Annotated in this window: 17 protein-coding genes; 12 read left to right on the top strand and 5 right to left on the bottom strand. The window is 56.2% G+C overall.

Annotated elements, in window-relative coordinates; translation table 11 throughout:
- Positions 1 to 4 precede the first annotated feature (4 nt).
- Positions 5 to 577, bottom strand: coding sequence for an elongation factor P-like protein YeiP (gene yeiP, locus ACQG2G_RS14725; RefSeq protein ID WP_008500940.1), 573 nt, complete (start codon positions 575 to 577; stop codon positions 5 to 7).
- A gap of 162 nt (positions 578 to 739) precedes the next feature.
- On the opposite strand from yeiP, the gene ACQG2G_RS14720 reads away from it, so the two are divergent.
- Positions 740 to 994, top strand: a complete 255-nt coding sequence (locus ACQG2G_RS14720) for a YkgJ family cysteine cluster protein (RefSeq protein ID WP_038420213.1) — start codon at positions 740 to 742, stop codon at positions 992 to 994.
- On the opposite strand, the gene setB is transcribed toward ACQG2G_RS14720, so the two are convergent.
- Positions 991 to 2,172 carry a sugar efflux transporter SetB gene (gene setB, locus ACQG2G_RS14715; protein ID WP_013097970.1) on the bottom strand — a complete coding sequence of 394 codons (1,182 nt, stop codon included), beginning with the start codon at positions 2,170 to 2,172 and terminating at the stop codon, positions 991 to 993. The two genes, ACQG2G_RS14720 and setB, sit on opposite strands and share 4 nt — an antisense overlap.
- A gap of 357 nt (positions 2,173 to 2,529) precedes the next feature.
- Here setB and fruB point away from each other — a divergent pair, with 357 nt between their 5' ends.
- Genes fruB through fruA form a run of 3 tightly spaced genes read left to right on the top strand, consistent with a single transcriptional unit; the run spans position 2,530 to position 6,300 of the window.
- Positions 2,530 to 3,660 carry a fused PTS fructose transporter subunit IIA/HPr protein gene (gene fruB / locus ACQG2G_RS14710; RefSeq protein WP_048972320.1) on the top strand — a complete coding sequence of 377 codons (1,131 nt, stop codon included), beginning with the start codon at positions 2,530 to 2,532 and terminating at the stop codon, positions 3,658 to 3,660.
- A complete protein-coding gene (gene fruK, locus ACQG2G_RS14705) occupies positions 3,660 to 4,598 on the top strand; it encodes a 1-phosphofructokinase (protein WP_014170919.1) in 939 nt (312 codons plus the stop codon). The genes fruB and fruK overlap by 1 nt, the downstream gene beginning before the upstream one ends.
- A 16-nt stretch (positions 4,599 to 4,614) precedes the next feature.
- A complete protein-coding gene (gene fruA / locus ACQG2G_RS14700) occupies positions 4,615 to 6,300 on the top strand; it encodes a PTS fructose transporter subunit IIBC (protein WP_023619758.1) in 1,686 nt (561 codons plus the stop codon).
- A gap of 74 nt (positions 6,301 to 6,374) precedes the next feature.
- Here fruA and nfo read toward each other — a convergent pair whose 3' ends face one another.
- Positions 6,375 to 7,232 (bottom strand): deoxyribonuclease IV, encoded by an 858-nt coding sequence (gene nfo / locus ACQG2G_RS14695; protein ID WP_013097964.1) that lies wholly within the window; start codon positions 7,230 to 7,232, stop codon positions 6,375 to 6,377.
- Positions 7,233 to 7,296: 64 nt separating this feature from the next.
- Positions 7,297 to 8,343, bottom strand: coding sequence for a YeiH family protein (locus ACQG2G_RS14690; RefSeq protein ID WP_029883080.1), 1,047 nt, complete (start codon positions 8,341 to 8,343; stop codon positions 7,297 to 7,299).
- A 97-nt stretch (positions 8,344 to 8,440) separates the two neighbouring features.
- On the opposite strand from ACQG2G_RS14690, the gene yieE reads away from it, so the two are divergent.
- From yieE to cirA, 3 genes are all read left to right on the top strand, one after another.
- The gene (yieE, locus tag ACQG2G_RS14685) at positions 8,441 to 9,307 is read left to right on the top strand and encodes a DNA-binding transcriptional regulator YeiE (protein WP_348595964.1); all 867 of its coding nucleotides are present in this window, start codon (positions 8,441 to 8,443) and stop codon (positions 9,305 to 9,307) included.
- A 158-nt stretch (positions 9,308 to 9,465) separates the two neighbouring features.
- Positions 9,466 to 10,935 carry an amino acid permease gene (locus ACQG2G_RS14680; RefSeq protein ID WP_013097961.1) on the top strand — a complete coding sequence of 490 codons (1,470 nt, stop codon included), beginning with the start codon at positions 9,466 to 9,468 and terminating at the stop codon, positions 10,933 to 10,935.
- A 226-nt stretch (positions 10,936 to 11,161) separates the two neighbouring features.
- Complete coding sequence (cirA, locus tag ACQG2G_RS14675; RefSeq protein WP_061771763.1) at positions 11,162 to 13,132, top strand: catecholate siderophore receptor CirA; 1,971 nt, start codon at positions 11,162 to 11,164, stop codon at positions 13,130 to 13,132.
- Positions 13,133 to 13,184: 52 nt separating this feature from the next.
- On the opposite strand, the gene fghA is transcribed toward cirA, so the two are convergent.
- On the bottom strand, positions 13,185 to 14,021 hold the full coding sequence (fghA, locus tag ACQG2G_RS14670; protein ID WP_061771762.1) for an S-formylglutathione hydrolase: 837 nt from the start codon (positions 14,019 to 14,021) through the stop codon (positions 13,185 to 13,187).
- Positions 14,022 to 14,159: 138 nt separating this feature from the next.
- Between fghA and ACQG2G_RS14665 the strand changes: the two genes are divergently transcribed.
- The 5 genes from ACQG2G_RS14665 (at position 14,160) to mglB (ending at position 19,727) form a co-directional block, all read left to right on the top strand.
- A complete protein-coding gene (locus ACQG2G_RS14665) occupies positions 14,160 to 15,308 on the top strand; it encodes a YbfB/YjiJ family MFS transporter (protein ID WP_061771761.1) in 1,149 nt (382 codons plus the stop codon).
- Positions 15,309 to 15,410: 102 nt separating this feature from the next.
- Positions 15,411 to 16,079, top strand: a complete 669-nt coding sequence (gene folE / locus ACQG2G_RS14660) for a GTP cyclohydrolase I FolE (protein WP_013097957.1) — start codon at positions 15,411 to 15,413, stop codon at positions 16,077 to 16,079.
- An 18-nt stretch (positions 16,080 to 16,097) separates the two neighbouring features.
- A complete protein-coding gene (gene yeiB, locus ACQG2G_RS14655) occupies positions 16,098 to 17,255 on the top strand; it encodes a DUF418 domain-containing protein YeiB (RefSeq protein WP_248078953.1) in 1,158 nt (385 codons plus the stop codon).
- Between the two features lie 155 nt (positions 17,256 to 17,410).
- The gene (gene galS, locus ACQG2G_RS14650; RefSeq protein WP_020690130.1) at positions 17,411 to 18,433 is read left to right on the top strand and encodes an HTH-type transcriptional regulator GalS; all 1,023 of its coding nucleotides are present in this window, start codon (positions 17,411 to 17,413) and stop codon (positions 18,431 to 18,433) included.
- Between the two features lie 295 nt (positions 18,434 to 18,728).
- A complete protein-coding gene (mglB, locus tag ACQG2G_RS14645; RefSeq protein ID WP_014832691.1) occupies positions 18,729 to 19,727 on the top strand; it encodes a galactose/glucose ABC transporter substrate-binding protein MglB in 999 nt (332 codons plus the stop codon).
- Positions 19,728 to 19,752: the final 25 nt, after the last annotated feature.

Genomic DNA, 19,752 nt, shown 5'->3' with positions numbered 1-19,752 from the left:
GCACTCAGTCAGCACGACCCATATAGCGTTTTTCTTCGATATGGATGCGGATTTTCTCACCCGCGGACAGGTATTCAGGCACCTGCACCACCAGACCGGTGGTCAGCGTCGCGGGTTTGTTACGCGCACTGGCGGACGCGCCTTTGATGCCCGGTGCCGTTTCAACGATTTCCAGATCAACCGTCTGCGGCAGTTCCAGCGCCAGCAGCACGCCGTCCCAGGTCAGAACCTGCATATCCGGCATACCGCCTTCAGGAATGAACAGCAGCTCTTCTTCAATCTGATCTTTGGTGAAGATGTACGGGGTGTAATCTTCTTTATCCATGAATACATACTCGTTGCCGTCGATATAGGAGAAATCAACATAGCGACGGGTCAGAGTGACAGTATCAACGATATCGTCACCTTTGAAACGTTCTTCCACTTTAAGGCCGGTACGTACATCGGCGAAACGCATTTTGTACAGCGTTGCTGCACCACGGGCGCTCGGGGCCTGAATATCGATATCTTTCACAATCAGCAGTTTGCCGTTGTAATTCAGTACCATACCTTTCTTAATTTCGTTCGCTCTTGGCATTGCAGTAATCCTGTCTACGGGAGGTAAAAAATATCGCGCCAAATTACTCGTGCGCGGCCTTTCAGGCAAGCGGAATTCGTGGCTTTTGCTATCAATACACAAAAGGTGTTACTGTGCGCCCGATACCCGACTGCGCGGGTCTTTCACCGATAGAGAGCCTTTATGGATTGTCGTCCCGATTGCGGCGCGTGCTGTACCGCACCGTCCATTTCCAGCCCCATTCCAGGAATGCCGGAGGGCAAGCCTGCGAATACCCGCTGCGTTCAGCTCTCTGAAACCAACCTGTGCATGATCTTTGGCTCGCCTCTGCGCCCGAAGGTCTGCTCCGGGCTGCAGCCCTCCGCAGAGATGTGCGGCAACACGCGCGCGCAGGCGATGACGTACCTGCTTAATCTGGAAGCACTCACCGCACCTTAAACGTCTTTAATTCTTGTCAGGCACGCTATCGTCAGGGTGCACATCACCAGCGCAATCCAGAACACCGTGTGATAGTTCCAGATTTCTGCCACCACGCCGGCCATTGAGCCTGCGATAATCCAGCCCACGCGGGTGGTATTAGTATAAAGGGTGGTGGCGGAGCCTGCCTGGCCCGGCATCAGATCCTGGAAATAGAGCATGCCAATTCCGGCGAGTATGCCGATATAGATGGCGTTCAGCAGCTGTAAAGCCAGCAGCAGCCCCGGCGTATGAACCGTTAGCATTCCGACATAGAACAGTAGCCCGGCGACGGCGGCGATACGCATCAGAAAACGTTTCCCGAAACGCTTCGCGTAATAGCCAGCAATCAGCATGGTGGGGATTTCAAGCCCGGCCGCGGTCCCCATCATGATGCCAGCAAGCTTCTCGGGCAGATGCAGCTCATCAATAATAAACAGCGGCATATTAATGATATACAGGCTGTTTGTGCCCCACATCAGCGTACAGATAATAAAGAGGAGCAGGGCGTCACGACGGTTACGACGCGGTGCCTCCAGCACGCCTGTTGCCACTTTTGGCTCTTTACGCATCGACGGCAGAAAGAACCACACCATGGCGCCACACACCACAAAGGCCACTGCCGCACTCAGGTACATCACCGTAAAGCCAAACCCCATCGCCAGCGCGTAAGCCAGCGGCGGGCCAATAACCCACGCCAGCGATACTTGCGCACGCAGAATAGAGCTGAACATCACCGCTTCTCGCCCGGTATGGTCGGCATGCTCACGGGCAAGGGCGAACATCTGCGGATTCGCCGTTGAACCGAAACTGCTCAGAAACACCCCGATAAACAGCAGAACAAAATAGTTGCGGTTCCAGGCAAACAGGACGCAGGCGAACACCCCCAGCAGACAGCAAAAGACGATCAGGCTTTTACGATCGCCTTTTTTATCTGAACGCCCCGCCAGAAACTGGCTCACCAGGATGCCGATAATGGCGCTTCCGGTAAAGAAGAAGCCCACCATCGCCGGACGCGCATGGACTTCATTGGTCAGGAACAGGCTCAGCGTAGGGGTCTGCAGCGCACCGGCGATGCCGGTCAGGAAGGCAACAATTAAAAATGCCGTTGAGGTGAAATCAAAGGGCTTCGGCGAGACGGCGGCGGGCGTGTTATGCATGTTTCACAGTCGGTGAGTTTCCAGGAGACGCGGAGTGTACGTCGCGAGTCAGAAAATAAACAGAGGGTGAGGTCAATTTCGCCACGAATAATCAAAATGGCATTTCATATTCGCGTGCAGCTGACCTTAGCTGAAACTGATTTGCTGACCGTCAGCAAAATTCAGCTGAACGAGGAAGAAATGTGCTGCATCTCTAAATTCTGCAATCAGAAATGTAACTTTCCTTGCAACGTCTTGCAGAAAGCGCAAGACTTTTTGAAACGTTTCAGCGCTATCTTGTTTTAACAAACGGAGCAGGCTAGCGCATTTTTTCTCAGTGAAGCTGAAACGATTCACTTTCAGCAGGAGAGGAGAACCATGTTCCAGTTATCTGTACAGGATATCCACCCGGGCGCTCAGGCCGGGAACAAAGAAGAGGCCATTCGCCAGGTTGCCGCTGCCCTTGTGCAGGCCGGCAATGTGGCTGAAGGCTACGTCAACGGCATGCTGGCGCGTGAGCAGCAGACCTCGACCTTCCTCGGCAATGGCATCGCCATTCCGCACGGCACCACAGACACCCGCGATCAGGTGCTGAAAACCGGCGTTAAGGTTTATCAGTTCCCGCAGGGCGTTGTGTGGGGCGAGGGGCAGGTGGCTTACGTGGCCATCGGTATCGCGGCCAGCAGCGACGAGCACTTAGGTTTGCTGCGTCAGCTGACGCATGTGCTGAGCGATGACGCCGTGGCCGAGCAGTTGAAATCTGCCACCACCGCTGAAGAGCTGCGCGCTCTGCTGATGGGCGAAAAACAGAGCGAAGCGCTGAAACTGGATAACGATACGCTGACGCTGGACGTTGCCGCGACCGATCTGGTGACGCTGCAGGCCCTGAACGCCGGACGCCTGAAAGAAGCCGGGGCAGCAGACGCTACCTTTGTTACCCGCGTCATTAACGATAAGCCTCTCAATCTGGGCCAGGGTATCTGGCTGAACGACAGTGCTGAAGGCAACCTGCGGAGCGCTATCGCGGTGAGCCGTGCCGCAAGCGCCTTTGACGTAGACGGTGAAAGCGCTGCACTGCTGGTGACCGTCGCCATGACCGATGACCAGCCGGTTGCCGTGCTGAAGCGTCTGGGCGATCTGCTGCTGAACAACAAAGCTGAAAAACTGCTGAACGCGGATGCCGCCACCGTGCTGGCTCTGCTGACCAGTGATGATGCGCTGACGGATGACGTGCTGAGCGCAGAGTTCGTTGTACGTAACGAGCACGGCCTGCATGCCCGTCCGGGCACCATGCTGGTGAATACCATTAAACAATTTGAAAGTGAGATCACCGTGGCTAACCTGGATGGCACGGGCAAAGCGGCCAATGGTCGTAGTCTGATGAAAGTTGTCGCGCTGGGCGTGAAGAAGGGTCACCGTCTGCGTTTCACCGCGCAGGGTGCGGATGCTGAACAGGCGCTGAAAGCGATTGGCGATGCCATCGCGGCGGGTCTGGGGGAGGGCGCATAATGAGCAGACGTGTTGCGACTATTACGCTGAACCCGGCTTATGACCTGGTGGGGTTTTGCCCGGAGATTGAGCGCGGCGAAGTAAACCTCGTGCGTACCACTGGCCTGCATGCTGCGGGCAAAGGGATTAACGTCGCGAAAGTGCTCAAGGATCTCGGTATCGATGTCACCGTGGGGGGATTCCTCGGTAAAGATAACCAGGATGGTTTCCAGCAGCTGTTCAGTGAGCTGGGCATTGCTAACCGTTTCCAGGTTGTTCAGGGCCGTACCCGTATCAACGTCAAACTGACGGAGAAAGACGGGGAAGTGACCGATCTGAACTTCTCTGGCTTTGAAGTGACGCCGTCTGACTGGGAGCGTTTTGTTAACGATTCTCTGACCTGGCTGGGCCAGTTCGACATGGTGTGCGTCAGCGGCAGTCTGCCATCTGGCGTAAGCCCGGAAGCCTTCACCGACTGGATGACGCGCCTGCGCAGCCAGTGCCCGTGCATCATCTTTGACAGCAGCCGTGATGCGCTGGTCGCCGGCCTGAAAGCGTCCCCGTGGCTGGTGAAGCCTAATCGTCGTGAACTTGAGATCTGGGCTGGCCGGAAGCTGCCAGAATTAAAAGATGTGATTGACGCTGCCCATGCGCTGCGCGAGCAGGGTATCGCTCACGTGGTGATTTCGCTTGGTGCAGAAGGGGCGTTGTGGGTTAACGCGTCTGGCGAATGGATCGCCAAACCGCCGTCGGTTGACGTTGTCAGCACCGTTGGCGCCGGGGATTCGATGGTTGGCGGTCTGATCTATGGCCTGCTGATGCGCGAATCCAGTGAACATACTTTACGTCTTGCCACCGCCGTTGCAGCCCTGGCCGTGAGTCAGAGCAATGTCGGCATTACCGATCGTACCCAGTTAGCCGCGATGATGGCGCGCGTTGACTTAAAACCTTTTAACTAACAGCAGGAGAGGAATAATGAAAACGCTGCTGATTATTGACTCCGGTCTCGGACAGGCTCGCGCCTATATGGCGAAGACCCTGCTGGGAGCGGCGGCGAACAAAGCACATCTGGAAATGACCGATAACCCGGGCGACGCTGAACTGGCGATTGTGCTGGGTGATAAGGTCCCGGCTGACAGCGCGCTGAACGGCAAAAAAGTGTGGCTGGGCGATATTAATCGCGCGGTGGCACATCCGGAACTGTTCCTGAGCGAAGCGAAAGGCCACGCGTCTGTCTACAGCGCACCGGCTGCGGCAGCACCGGTTGCTGCCACGGGCCCGAAACGCATTGTGGCGGTGACAGCTTGTCCGACGGGCGTCGCGCATACCTTTATGGCGGCTGAAGCGATTGAAACTGAAGCGAAAAAACGCGGCTGGTGGGTGAAAGTTGAAACCCGTGGCTCGGTGGGTGCGGGCAATGCCATCACCCCGGAAGAAGTGGCGGAAGCCGATCTGGTGATCGTTGCGGCGGATATCGAAGTGGATCTGGCGAAATTCGCGGGTAAACCGATGTACCGCACCTCTACCGGCCTGGCGCTGAAAAAGACCGCGCAGGAGTTTGATAAAGCGCTGGTGGAAGCCCAGCCTTATCAGGCAACCGGTGCGGCTAAACCGGCTACCGAAGGGAAAAAAGAATCCGCGGGCGCCTATCGTCACCTGCTGACCGGTGTGTCTTATATGCTGCCGATGGTGGTGGCGGGCGGTCTGTGTATCGCACTGTCATTCGCGTTTGGTATCACCGCATTTAAAGAAGAAGGGACGCTGGCTGCGGCGTTAATGCAGATTGGTGGCGGCTCCGCGTTCGCGCTGATGGTGCCGGTGCTGGCAGGCTTTATCGCCTTCTCCATCGCTGACCGTCCGGGTCTGACGCCGGGTCTTATCGGCGGTATGCTGGCTGTGAGCACCGGTTCCGGCTTTATTGGCGGTATCATCGCCGGTTTCCTGGCGGGTTACGTCGCGAAGCTTATCAGCTCGAAGCTGAAGCTGCCGCAAAGTATGGAAGCCCTGAAACCGATTCTGATCATCCCGCTGATTTCCAGCCTGGTGGTCGGTCTGGCGATGATTTACCTGATTGGTAAACCGGTGGCGGGTATCCTGGCGGGTCTGACCCATTGGCTGCAAACCATGGGCACGGCAAACGCGGTGCTGTTGGGTGCTATCCTCGGTGGCATGATGTGTACCGACATGGGTGGTCCGGTAAACAAAGCGGCCTATGCATTCGGTGTGGGCCTGCTGAGTACCCAGACCTACGCGCCAATGGCAGCCATTATGGCAGCCGGTATGGTGCCACCGCTGGCGCTCGGCCTGGCAACGATTATTGCGCGTCGTAAATTCGACAAAGCGCAGCAGGAAGGCGGCAAAGCGGCGCTGGTACTGGGCCTGTGCTTTATCACCGAAGGGGCGATTCCGTTCGCTGCCCGTGACCCAATGCGTGTTCTGCCTTGCTGTATCGTTGGCGGCGCGGTGACCGGGGCTATCTCAATGGCGATTGGCGCGAAGCTGATGGCACCGCACGGTGGTCTGTTCGTTCTGCTGATCCCAGGCGCTATCACCCCGGTACTGGGTTACCTGCTGGCGATTGTTGCCGGTACGCTGGTGGCGGGGCTCTCTTACGCGGTGCTGAAACGCCCTGAAGCGGAAGCGGTGGCAAAAGCAGCCTAAAAGAGGTGTCGGGTGGCGGTTTCGCCTTACCCGACCTATAAAAAAGCCGGACGCTTAACGCGATCCGGCTTTTTTTATGCCGCCTGTTCAGCAGTCTGCTGTGCCTTCAGCCAGGCGATCTCTTCCGCCCAGATATCCGGATTGATGGTTTCCAGCACCATGGGGATACCATCGAAACGGGCGTCCTGCATGATAAAGCGGAACGCATCATGGCCAATATTACCTTCACCCAGGCTGTGGTGACGGTCTACGCGACTGCCAAAGGCGCTTTTGGCATCGTTTAAGTGCATTCCGCGCAGATACTTAAAGCCCACCACGCGTTCGAACTCATCGAAGGTGTTTTTCGTGGCCTCGGTTGTGCGCAGGTCGTAACCGGCTGCAAACGCGTGACAGGTATCGATACATACGCCCACGCGGGATTTATCTTCCACGCCGTCGATGATGGCGGCCAGATGTTCAAACTTAAAGCCGAGGTTGCTGCCCTGACCGGCGGTATTCTCGATCACCGCGGTAACCCCCTGGGTTTTATCCAGCGTGATGTTAATGGACTCCGCAATGCGTGCCAGGCAGGCCTCTTCGTCTATCTGCATCAGATGGCTACCCGGATGGAAATTCAGCAGCGTCAGCCCAAGCTGCTCGCAGCGCTGGACTTCATCCAGAAACGCTTCGCGGGACTTCTCCAGCGCTTCCTGAACCGGATGACCGAGGTTGATCAGATAGCTGTCGTGGGGAAGGATTTGACCCGGCCCGTAATGGTACTTCTCACAGGCGGCTTTGAAATCATCTATGACATCAGCGGTAAGCGGCGCGGCGCGCCACTGGCGCTGGTTTTTGGTGAACAGGGCGAAAGCGGTCGCCTCAATTTCGGCGGCGCGAATGGCGGCATTCGCAAGGCCACCGGCAGCGCTGACGTGCGCTCCAACGTATTTCATAAAGGGACTCCTGTTAACCCGAAATGCGTATCATAACGGGTTAACAGGAGAAGGATGTAGTGGTTTATGCCATCAGGCTGTGAACCACGAGGTTAATCGCACCGCCACCCACAATCAGCCAGATGAAGAGCACCAGCGCCATCAGCAGCGGTTTCGCACCGGCTTTTTTCAGCGCGCTGACGTGCGTGGTCACCCCCAGCGCCGCCATCGCCATCGCCAGCAGCACGGTATCCAGCGTCACCAGCATATCGACCACCGCTTTTGGCAGCAGGTGGAAGGAGTTGAAAATCGCCACCACGATAAACAGGATCGCAAACCACGGTATGGTGATTTTACTCTTCTGATTACCACACGCGGGCGCAAGCTGTTTCACGCGGGCGGCCAGGATAATCAGGAAGGGTGCCAGCATCATGACGCGCAGCATTTTAGCAATCACTGCGGCGTTTTCTGCTTCCGGGTTAATGGCATGACCCGCCGCCACGACCTGCGCCACTTCATGCATGGTTGAGCCAATGTAGATGCCATAGGTTTCCGGGCTAAACCAGTGGGCAACCAGCGGATACATGGCCGGGTAGAGGAAAATAGCCAGCGTACCGAAGATCACCACGGTCGCGACCGCCACCGTAACTTTGCTGGATTCCGCCTTGACCACAGGTTCGGTTGCCAGTACCGCCGCCGCACCGCAAATACTGCTCCCGGCACCGATCAGCCAGCTGGTCTGTTTATCCAGGCCAAAGATTTTCTGCCCGATAAAGCAGGCCAGTAAAAAGGTGCTGGTCAGGGTCAGGACGTCAATGGCGATACCGCTAATGCCGACATCCGCAATCTGTGAAAAGGTGAGGCGAAAGCCGTAAAGAATGATCCCGAGGCGCAGCAGATGCTGCTTGGCAAAAATAACGCCGCCATCACAGGACTTCCAGATGTGCGGGTAAACGGTGTTACCCACGACCATGCCGAGCAGGATCGCCAGCGTTAAGGCGCTAAAACCGGCACCGGCGACGGCGGGAATGCTGCCGCCCCATAATGCCACACCGGTGACGACCGCGCTGAGCGCAAGACCCGGCACGAAGTGCCACAATGTACGATGATGCTGTAAGGTGATTTCTGACATAACCTTCTCCTTTGTCTGGCTAAAGGTTACGGCGCGCTGGTTTAAAAATAAAATTGATTATATACTTATAATCAATCTATATAAGTGGTAAGCAACCATGCACATTACTTTGCGTCAGCTGGAAGTTTTTGCCGAAGTGCTGAAAAGCGGGTCGACGACCCAGGCCTCGCAGATGCTTTCGCTTTCCCAGTCTGCGGTCAGCGCCGCGTTAACCGATCTTGAGGGCCAGTTGGGCGTGCAGCTCTTCGACAGGGTAGGGAAGCGGCTGGTGGTTAACGAACATGGCCGCCTGCTTTATCCCCGCGCGCTGGCGCTGCTGGAACAGGCAACGGAAATTGAACAACTCTTCCGGGAAGAGAACGGTGCCATCCGCGTGTATGCCAGCAGCACCATCGGGAACTATATCTTGCCGGAAGTGATTGCCCGCTATCGCCGGGATTTCCCGACCCTGCCGCTGGAGATGAGCGTGGGGAACAGTCAGGATGTGATTAACGCGGTAATCGATTTTCGCGTGGATATCGGTCTTATCGAAGGGCCGTGCCATAACGTCGATATCATTGCGGAACCCTGGCTGGAAGATGAACTGGTGGTCTTCGCTTCACCCGCCTCGTCGTTATTGCTGGGTGAGGTGACGCTGGAACGTCTGGCGCAGGCGCAGTGGATCCTGCGTGAGCAGGGCTCCGGCACGCGGGAAATTGTTGATTATCTGCTGCTCTCCCATTTGCCGCATTTCCAGCTGGGGATGGAGCTGGGCAACTCAGAGGCGATCAAGCATGCGGTGCGACATGGCCTTGGGATCAGCTGCCTTTCACGACGGGTCATTATTGAACAGCTTGAGGCCGGAACGCTGGTTGAAGTTCCGCTTCCGCTGCCCAAACTGGTGCGCACGTTGTGGTGTATTCACCATCGTCAGAAACACCTTTCCAGCTCGCTGCAGCGTTTTCTGCGCTATTGCGCCATGTAAATGCGCCCCTCACCCCAATGGGGAGAGGGAAAAATTATGCTTTACTTATAATCTTGGCCGAGTCATGAAGCTCTCTTATAACTCAGTATTTCTGCCGGAAGGAACGCGGATCGTCTGCTACAATCGCGCCTCATTTATTGAATGGACAGCATTTTCACATGGTTTCAGAAACTAAAACCACAGAAGCGCCCGCGCTACGCCGCGAACTCAAGGCGCGTCACCTGACGATGATCGCCATCGGCGGCTCAATCGGTACAGGTCTTTTCGTTGCCTCCGGGGCAACCATTTCGGCAGCTGGCCCGGGTGGGGCACTTTTCTCTTATATCCTGATTGGCCTGATGGTCTACTTCCTGATGACCAGCCTGGGCGAACTGGCCGCGTACATGCCGGTATCCGGTTCGTTTTCGACCTACGGTCAGAAATACGTTGAAGAAGGCTTTGGCTTCGCGCTGGGCTGGAACTACTGGTACAACTGGGCGGTCACCATCGCCGTTGACCTTGTCGCCGCACAGCTGGTTATGACCTGGTGGTTCCCGGACACGCCAGGCTGGATCTGGAGTGCGCTGTTCCTCGCGGTCATCTTCCTGCTGAACTACATCTCCGTTCGCGGCTTTGGCGAAGCGGAATACTGGTTCTCTTTGATCAAAGTGGCAACCGTCATCATCTTTATCGTCGTCGGTGTGGCGATGATCGTTGGTATTTTCAAAGGGGCGGAACCGGCCGGGTGGAGCAACTGGACGATTGGCGATGCACCGTTTGCCGGTGGTTTCTCGGCGATGATTGGCGTGGCGATGATTGTTGGCTTCTCCTTCCAGGGCACCGAGCTGATTGGTATTGCCGCCGGTGAGTCTGAAAACCCGGAGAAGAACATTCCGCGCGCGGTGCGTCAGGTATTCTGGCGTATTCTGCTGTTCTATGTGTTCGCGATCCTGATTATCAGCCTGATTATCCCGTACACCGACCCAAGCCTGCTGCGCAACGATGTCAAAGACATCAGCGTCAGCCCGTTCACGCTGGTCTTCCAGCATGCCGGTCTGCTCTCTGCGGCGGCGGTGATGAACGCCGTTATCCTGACAGCGGTGCTGTCTGCGGGTAACTCCGGTATGTACGCCTCAACCCGTATGCTCTATACCCTGGCCTGTGACGGTAAAGCGCCGCGTATTTTCGCAAAACTGTCTCGTGGTGGTGTGCCGCGTAACGCACTGTATGCCACAACGGTCATTGCTGGTCTGTGCTTCCTGACCTCCATGTTCGGTAACCAGACGGTCTACCTGTGGCTGCTCAACACCTCTGGTATGACGGGCTTTATTGCCTGGCTGGGGATTGCCATCAGTCACTACCGCTTCCGTCGCGGCTATGTGATGCAGGGACACGATCTGAACAACCTGCCGTACCGTTCCGGGTTCTTCCCGCTGGGGCCGATTTTCGCCTTCATTCTGTGTCTGATTATCACCCTGGGCCAGAACTATGAAGCGTTCCTGGCGGACACCATTGACTGGGGCGCCGTAACGGCCACCTACATTGGTATTCCGCTGTTCCTGGTGATCTGGTTTGGTTACAAGCTGATGAAAGGAACGCACTTCGTTCGCTACAGTGAAATGGAATTCCCTGAACGATTTAACAAATAAACCGCACTTTCTCTCTTTTAGCCCGCTCATTTGAGCGGGCTTTTTTATCTCCACATTATGCAGAACGGATATAATTTTTAACAATTTAATTGATAATAATAATCGTTTGCTTTATCGTTACGTCAAAATAAGCAGACCACCGACCCGCCGGAGATGCGGGCGGAGCAAAAGGCATTGTGGGCAATAATCTTTTGATTTAGTTGTATTTACCTCATGGAGATATGGAATGTTTAGGTTGAATCCCTTCGTCAGGGGAGGACTTTGTGCGTCCGCAATGTCCCTGGCACTGCCTGTCATCGCTGCGGAATCCAGCGACACACTGGTTGTCACGGCGTCAGCGACTGAGCAAAACCTGAAGGACGCACCGGCTAGCATCAGCGTCATCACCCAGGAAGACCTGCAGCGTAAACCCGTTCAGAACCTGAAAGATGTGTTGCAGGACGTACCGGGCGTGCAGCTCACTAATGAAGGGGACAACCGTAAAGGGGTAAGTATTCGCGGTCTGGACAGCAGCTATACGCTGATCCTGATCGACGGTAAGCGTGTTAACTCCCGCAACGCCGTCTTCCGCCATAACGATTTCGATCTGAACTGGGTTCCGGTCGATGCGATCGAGCGGATCGAAGTGGTGCGCGGGCCAATGTCCTCGCTCTACGGCTCAGATGCGCTGGGCGGCGTGGTGAACATCATCACCAAGAAAATCGGTCAGAAGTGGACGGGCACCCTGAGCGCCGACTCCACCATTCAGGAACACCGCGATCGCGGGGACACCAACAACGGCCAGTTCTACACCAGCGGCCCGCTGGTGGACGGCGTGCTGGGGCTGAAGGCCTACGGCAGCGTGTCTAAGCGTGAAAAAGACAAACAGCAAGAATCGTCTACCACAACGAGCGGTGAAACGCCGCGCATTGAGGGCAACACCCGCCGCGATGCCAACGTGGAATTCGCCTGGACGCCGACGGAAGATCATGACTTTACCGCAGGCTATGGTTTCGACCGCCAGGATCGTGATTCCGATTCCCTCGATAAAAATCGCCTTGAGCGCCAGAACTACTCCGTGAGCCACAACGGCCGCTGGGGGACAGGCAACAGCGAACTGAAAGTTTACGGCGAGAAGGTGGACAACAAAAACCCGGGTAACAGCCATACCATCACTTCCGAGAGCAACGCCGTTGATGGTAAATACGTGCTGCCGCTGGGTGAAATCAATCAGCTGCTGACCTTCGGCGGCGAATGGCGTCACGACAAGCTGAAAGATCCGGTAAACCTGACCGGGGGCTCCGGCAGCACGACCTCTACCAGCCAGTATGCTCTCTTCCTTGAAGATGAATGGCGGATATTTGAACCGCTGGCGCTGACTACCGGCATCCGTATGGACGACCACGACACCTACGGCGATCACTGGAGTCCGCGAGCGTATCTGGTCTATAACGCGACCGATACCGTCACGGTGAAAGGGGGCTGGGCAACCGCGTTTAAAGCGCCATCCCTGCTGCAACTGAGTCCGGACTGGATCACCGGATCGTGTCGCGGTGCCTGCGAGATTGTCGGTAACCCGAACCTGAAACCGGAAACCAGCGAAAGCTTTGAACTCGGACTGTACTACAGCGGGGAAGAGGGATGGTTAGAGGGGGTGCAGGCCAGCATTACCACCTTCCAGAACAATGTTGATGACCGTATCAGCATCAGCCGTACGGCGAACGTTGACCAGGCTAAGAGCTACCCGAACTACGTGGGGCTGAATGCTGACGGTGAACCGATCTTCCGCTATTACAACGTCAACAAGGCGCGTATTCGTGGCGTGGAAACCGAGCTGAAGATCCCGGTGGCTGAAGACTGGAAGCTGACGCTGAACTATACCTACAACGACGGGCGTGATATCAGCAACGGCGGCAACAAACCGCTGTCCGAACTGCCGTTCCATACCGCCAACGGTACCGTGGACTGGAAGGCGACGCAGGACTGGTCGTTCTACGTCCAGGGCCACTACACCGGCGAGAAACGTGCGTTAACCAGCGCAGACGCAACGCCGGGCGGCTATGTCATCTGGAATACCGGCGCGGCATGGCAGGCAACGAAAAGCGTGAAGCTGCGCGCGGGCGTGCAGAACCTGCTGGATAAAGATCTGAGCCGCGACGATTACAGCTACACGGAAGATGGCCGCCGCTACTTTGTGGGTGTGGATTATAAGTTCTGATGTGGTTTTCATGCCCGGTGGCGCTTCGCTTACCGGGCAAAAAAGACCGCACTTACTCGAACAAATGCTCCGCATGGAAGCGGAGGTGATCCTCAATAAAGGATGCAATGAAATAGTAGCTGTGGTCATATCCGGGCTGAATACGCAGCGTCAGCGGCCAGTCTTTCTGGCGTGCGGCTTCAGCCAGCACGGCGGGCTGCAGCTGCCCGGCCAGGAACTGATCCGCATCACCTTGATCGACAAGCGTCGGGATCGCATTTCCAGGCTGGCTCGCCAGCATCAGGGCACAGCTGTCCCATTCCTGCCAGCGTTGTGCGTCATCGCCCAGATAGTTCGTGAAGGCTTTCTGCCCCCACGGTACCTGGGTGGGGTTTACAATTGGCGCAAACGCGGAAACGCTGGTGTATCTGCCAGGATTTTTTAGCGCCATGATCAACGCGCCGTGCCCACCCATGGAATGCCCGCTGATGGCACACCGGTTGCTTACTGCAAACTCACGCTGTATCAGGGCTGGCAGCTCGTCGGCAATATAGTCGTACATGCGGTAATGGCTCGCCCACGGCTGCTCTGTGGCGTTCAGATAGAACCCGGCCCCTTTGCCCAGATCATATCCGGCATCGTCCGCCACCTCATCGCCACGCGGGCTGGTGTCTGGCATCACCAGGGCGATACCCAGCTCGGCCGCCACACGCTGCGCGCCCGCTTTGGTGGTGAAATTCTCATCGTTACAGGTTAATCCCGAGAGCCAGAACAGAACCGGGGGCTTAGCACCCTCTTCAGTGGGCGGCAGGAAAATGCTGAACGTCATGGCACAGTTCAGGACAGTGGAGTCGTGGCGCCAGCGCTGCTGTCGACCTTCAAAACAACGATGCTCTTCGAGCAGTTCCATGCAGGGCTCCTTAATGCGAATTGCTATTCATTCAACCCATAATACAGAGTTTTCATTTACCTGTGAGCAACTTTCACTTTCGCAAGACAGCGAGATCCTGCATCATAAATTTACTTTTTATTAACAACTGGAGCGGTCATGGCGCTGCGAATTGCGCTCAGTGGATTTGTGGTTCTGGTGGTAGCGATGGGAATTGGGCGCTTCGCGTTTACCCCTCAGGTGCCGCTGATGATTGCCGCCGGGCAACTCACGCTCACCAGCGCAGGTCTGGTGGCGGCGATGAACTATCTGGGCTATCTGGTGGGCGCATGGGATGCGATGCGCGCCCATCGCTTCGTTGAAACTCGCCTCTGGCTGGGTATAACTGGCGCTGTGGCGCTGACGCTGCTTTCCGCCGCAGCGGATAACGCGCTGGTACATGGTCTGCTGCGCTTTGTGATTGGCTGCATGAGCGGCTGGTCGATGGTGCTCATTGCCGCCTGGACCAACGAGCGGCTGGGGCAACTGGGTAAACCGGGTATGAGCGCGGCCGTGTTTGCCGGGCCGGGCGCAGGTATCGCCCTGAGCGGACTGCTTGCGGTCTATATTCACGCAAAAGCGTTGTCGGCCGGGGCCGCATGGCAGATTTACGGCGTGCTGGCGCTGGTGCTTATCGCACTGGTTGCCCGCTATTTACCGCGTGCCGGGCAACTGCATCGGCCTGGCAGCGCGCCTGAACCCCTTATTCTGACGAAAGATCTGAAGTGCCTGGTCTGGAGCTACAGCCTGGCCGGATTTGGCTACATCCTGCCTGCAACATTCTTATCGCAAATGGCGGCCGTGCGTTTTCCCGGCAGCCTGTTTGCACAGTTTGTCTGGCCGATATTTGGCGCTGCCGCTGTTGTGGGGATTGTGCTCAGTATCGTTTTGCGCCACACCTCTACCTCGAACCGCAGGCTGGCTATCGTGCTGTGGTTACAGGGGGCGGGTGTGCTGGCGGCGTGGCTACTGCCGGGAATTGGCGGCTTGCTGACGGGCGGCCTGCTGGTCGGCGGCGGATTTCTGTGTGCCGTTCAGCTCTCTTTACTCTACGGGCGCGAGCTGGCACCCGAACATACCCGCTATATGGCGGGGCTGCTGACTACCGGTTATGCCATTGGACAGCTGGTGGGGCCGATGACCTCGGCGTTATCCACCTGGCTTACCCACAAGCTTGAGCCTGCGCTGGGGCTGGCGGGCATTGCGCTGTTCATTGCGGGCGCGCTGGTGTGGAACCGTCAGGCCGAAAGGCAGCAGCAATTGCAATAATTATCGTCGTGAATACTGGATTATGTGCGCGGCCTCACGCACAATGAGCGCACACTTTTGCCACAACGAGGGCAAAAGACGCCACACCTGCAGGAGAAAAGAATGTCATCACTCAGTAAAGAAGCGGCCCTTGTCCACGAAGCCCTGGTTGCGCGCGGTCTTGAAACGCCACTGCGTCCACCCGTTCAGGAAGTGGATAATGAAACCCGTAAACGTCTGATTGCCGGGCACATGACCGAGATCATGCAACTGCTGAATCTCGATCTGAGCGACGACAGTCTGATGGAAACGCCGCATCGCATCGCAAAAATGTATGTCGACGAAATTTTCTCCGGCCTGGACTACGCCAACTTCCCGAAAATCACCGTCATTGAAAACAAAATGAAGGTGGATGAGATGGTGACGGTGCGCGATATCACGCTGACCAGCACCTGCGAGCACCACTTCGTGACCATCGACGGTAAAGCGACCGTGGCTTACATTCCAAAAGATACGGTGATTGGTCTGTCCAAAATCAACCGTATCGTGCAGTTCTTTGCCCAACGCCCACAGGTGCAGGAGCGTCTGACGCAGCAGATCCTGACTGCGCTGCAAACGCTGCTGGGCACCAATAACGTCGCGGTCTCCATTGACGCGGTTCACTACTGCGTGAAGGCGCGCGGTGTACGTGATGCCACCAGTGCGACCACCACCACGTCGCTGGGCGGTCTGTTTAAATCCAGCCAGAACACCCGCCAGGAGTTCCTGCGCGCCGTGCGTCACCACAACTAATCTGACAGGGCAGGGACCATGGAGCGAAACGTCACGCTCGATTTTGTTCGCGGCGTCGCCATTCTCGGTATCCTGCTGCTTAATATCAGCGCCTTCGGTCTGCCGAAGGCCGCTTATCTTAACCCCGCCTGGTATGGCGAGATCACCCGTCGCGATGCCTGGACGTGGGCAATCCTCGATCTCTTTGCTCAGGTGAAATTCCTCACCCTCTTTGCGCTGCTGTTTGGCGCCGGTCTGCAACTGCTGCTCAAACGCGGCACCCGCTGGATCCAGTCACGTCTGACCCTGCTGGTGCTCCTTGGCTTTATTCACGGCCTGTTCTTCTGGGACGGTGATATTCTTCTCGCCTATGGATTAGTCGGGCTGATTTGCTGGCGGCTCATCCGTGATGCGCATAGCGTCAAAAGCCTGTTTAACACCGGCGTGATGCTCTATGTCATGGGGCTTGGGGTGCTGCTGTTGCTGGGCATGATCGCCGGCGACGCAACAAGCCGCTCGTGGATACCGGACGCCGCCAACCTGCAGTATGAGCAGTTCTGGAAGCTAAAAGGCGGCGCGGAAGCGATAAGCAATCGCGCGGATATGCTGGGCGATAACCTGCTGGCGCTGGGGGCGCAATACGGCTGGCAGCTGGCGGGGATGATGCTGATGGGCGCATCCCTGATGCGCACCGGCTGGCTGAAAGGGGAATTTAGCCTGCGCCACTATCGTCGCACCGGAGTCTTACTGGTGCTGCTGGGCGTGGCGATCAATCTCCCGGCGGTGATTGCGCAGTGGCATCTTCACTGGGATTACCGCTGGTGCGCTTTCCTGCAGCAGGTTCCGCGCGAGCTCGGTGCCCCGTTCCAGACCATCGGCTACGCCGCGCTCATCTATGGCTTCTGGCCGCAGCTCTCCCGCCTCTGGATTGTCAGTGCCGTGGCCTGCGTTGGCCGCATGGCGTTAAGCAATTACATTCTGCAGACCCTCATCTGCACCACGCTGTTCTATCGATTCGGCCTGTTTATGAAATTCGACCGTCTTACGCTGCTGGCGTTTGTTCTTCCGGTCTGGACGATAAACCTGGCGTTTTCGGTTATCTGGCTGCGGTATTTCCGCCAGGGGCCCCTGGAGTGGGCGTGGCGTCAGTTAACCGCAAAAGCGTCAGGTGTTTCATTGAATAATACATCCAGATAACGATCTGGATCACAATCATTAACAAAATGGATGTAACCGTTTTCATCTGTGTGAGCTTCTTCACGTAGTCCCCTTTCTCTCGCTGCCAAAATAGCCACCTTGCTAAACACAGGGGGTGTCTGTGAGTTGCTGCAATCCTTTTAAGGATGGTGAATATGATCACCATTCGTGACGTCGCCCGTCAGGCGGGCGTTTCTGTGGCCACCGTCTCTCGCGTGCTGAACAACAGCGCGCTGGTCAGCCCTGAAACCCGTGAAACCGTAATGAAAGCCGTGACCCAACTGGGTTACCGCCCCAATGCTAACGCGCAGGCGCTGGCTACGCAGGTCAGTGACACCATTGGCGTGGTGGTGATGGACGTGTCGGATGCGTTTTTTGGCGCGCTGGTGAAAGCGGTGGATGTTGTCGCCCAGCAGCACCAAAAGTATGTGCTGATCGGCAACAGCTATCATGAAGCAGAAAAAGAGCGCTATGCCATCGAAGTGCTGATCCGCCAGCGTTGTAACGCGCTGATTGTGCATTCAAAAGCCCTGAGTGATGAGGAACTTGCCGGATTTATGGAGCAAATCCCCGGCATGGTGCTCATCAACCGGATTGTGCCCGGCTATGCCCACCGTTGCGTGGGGCTGGATAACGTGAGTGGCGCCATGATGGCTACGCGCATGCTGATTAATAACGGGCACCAGCGAATCGGTTATCTGGCCTCCAGCCACGCGATTGAGGACGACGAACTGCGTCGCGAAGGCTGGCAAAACGCCCTGAAAGAGCATGGCATTGCGCCTGCTGAAAGCTGGGTAGGCACCGGTACCCCGGACATGCAGGGAGGGGAGGCGGCGATGGTCGAGCTGCTGGGCCGTAACCTGCAGCTCTCCGCGGTGTTTGCGTACAACGACAGCATGGCTGCCGGAGCACTAACGGCGTTAAAAGATAACGGCATTGCGGTGCCACAGCATTTGTCGTTGATCGGTTTTGACGATATTCCCATTGCCCGTTACACCGACCCGCAGCTGACAACGGTACGCTATCCCATTGTCTCGATGGCCAAACTGGCGACTGAGCTGGCGTTACAGGGCGCGGCAGGGCTGCTTGATACGGGAGCAACACACTGTTTCATGCCGACATTAGTGCGCCGCCATTCGGTCTCTGCCCGGCAAATTGTGGTTCCGATCACTAACTGATAAAGCCAGCTGATGTAACCGTTTTCAATCTGTGAGTAAATTCACAGTATCTTAACAAGGCGCTGACTATGATGTCAGCGTTTTAGGGGCTGAAACGCTATGTAACAGTGATTATTCACTTTCACTATAGCCAACGTGCCGCAAACAACGAATAAAACGCATTTCTGGAGCGTTACCGAACACGGAAGATAGAAATTTTATAAGTGAACTTCGGCTGTCAGTAACGTTTTATTAACACCTGCCCGCCGATCGTTATTCACAAGAACTACCCTGCATAAAAAAAACCGGAGATACCATGAATAAGAAGGTGTTGACTCTGTCTGCTGTAATGGCAAGCATGCTTTTTGGTGCAGCAGCGCACGCTGCGGATACCCGTATTGGTGTGACTATCTATAAATACGACGACAACTTCATGTCTGTTGTGCGTAAAGCGATCGAGAAAGATGCTAAAGCAGCGCCAGATGTTCAGCTGCTGATGAATGACTCCCAGAACGACCAGTCCAAACAGAACGATCAGATTGACGTCCTGCTGGCAAAAGGCGTGAAGGCACTGGCAATCAACCTGGTTGACCCGGCTGCTGCAGGCACAGTTATCGAGAAAGCGCGCGGCCAGAACGTGCCAATCGTCTTCTTCAACAAAGAACCTTCCCGTAAAGCGCTGGACAGCTATGACAAAGCGTATTACGTCGGTACTGACTCCAAAGAGTCCGGTATTATCCAGGGCGATCTGATCGCGAAACACTGGGCGGCCAACCCGAACTGGGATCTGAACAAAGACGGCCAGATCCAGTTTGTGCTGCTGAAAGGCGAGCCAGGCCACCCGGATGCTGAAGCGCGTACCACTTACGTTGTCAAAGAGCTGAACGACAAAGGTCTGAAAACCCAGCAGCTGGCTTTAGATACCGCGATGTGGGATACCGCTCAGGCGAAAGATAAAATGGACGCGTGGCTGTCTGGTCCTAACGCGAACAAAATTGAAGTGGTTATCGCTAACAACGACGCGATGGCAATGGGTGCGGTAGAAGCCCTGAAAGCACACAACAAATCCTCTATCCCTGTGTTCGGCGTGGATGCGCTGCCAGAAGCGCTGGCACTGGTGAAATCAGGTGCGATGGCCGGTACCGTGCTGAACGATGCCAACAACCAGGCGAAAGCCACCTTCGATCTGGCGAAAAACCTGGCCGACGGTAAAGGTGCGGCTGATGGCACCAACTGGAAAATCGACAATAAAATCGTTCGCGTACCTTACGTGGGCGTAGACCAGTCCAACCTGGCTGAGTTTATCGGTAAATAAGATAGTTAGTTATGTCTCCACAGGG

Source organism: Enterobacter cloacae complex sp. 382A5, assembly GCF_050031095.1.
In the GTDB taxonomy this organism is placed as follows: Bacteria; Pseudomonadota; Gammaproteobacteria; order Enterobacterales; family Enterobacteriaceae; genus Enterobacter; species Enterobacter cloacae.
Note: the sequence above shows the minus strand (reverse complement) of the source record. Positions and strands in the feature narration are given on the sequence as shown.